The organism is Gilvimarinus gilvus, from assembly GCF_030518155.1.
Taxonomy (GTDB): Bacteria; Pseudomonadota; Gammaproteobacteria; order Pseudomonadales; family Cellvibrionaceae; genus Gilvimarinus; species Gilvimarinus gilvus.
Map to the genome: position 1 here is coordinate 1 of NZ_JAULRU010000099.1, position 528 is coordinate 528.

1 protein-coding gene is annotated in these 528 nt (G+C 62.9%); it reads right to left on the minus strand.

All coding sequences use genetic code 11. The annotated features are described in order from the left end of the window. The coding region (locus QWI17_RS00495) for a cytochrome c oxidase subunit 3 (protein ID WP_302720539.1) at positions 1 to 528 on the minus strand (528 nt) is incomplete at both ends.

Here is a 528-nt window from a genome sequence, read left to right on the forward strand (position 1 = left end):
GCGGCGCAACGCATGGTGGGCCAGGGTGATGGTCACGCTGGAGCTGACCAGCAACAGGGTATTGATCAGCGGCAGGTGCCACGGGTCGATCACTTCCTTGGGCGGCGGGAACAGCTTCGGGTCCGGCATGTGCAACAGCGGCCAGGTGAACTCGAAGCCGGGCCAGAGCATATGGGCAACACCCTTGGCCCCTTCGCCACCCAGCCACGGCCCCGCCAGCACGCGCACGTAGAACAGCGCGCCGAAGAAGGCCAGGAAAAACATCACTTCCGAGAAGATGAACCAACTCATGCCCCAGCGGAAAGAGCGGTCCAGCTGGGCGCTGTATAGCCCTGCACGGCTTTCCTTGACCACCGCCCCGAACCAGCCGAACAACATGTAGGCCAGAAACAGAGCACCCACGAAGAAAATCAACGGCCCGTGCGACTCCGGGTGCCCGGCCTTCATGTCGTTGAACCAGGTACCCAGGCCGAACACGCTGATGAACATGCCGAGGGTAGCGATGATCGGCCACTTGCTCTGCGCCGG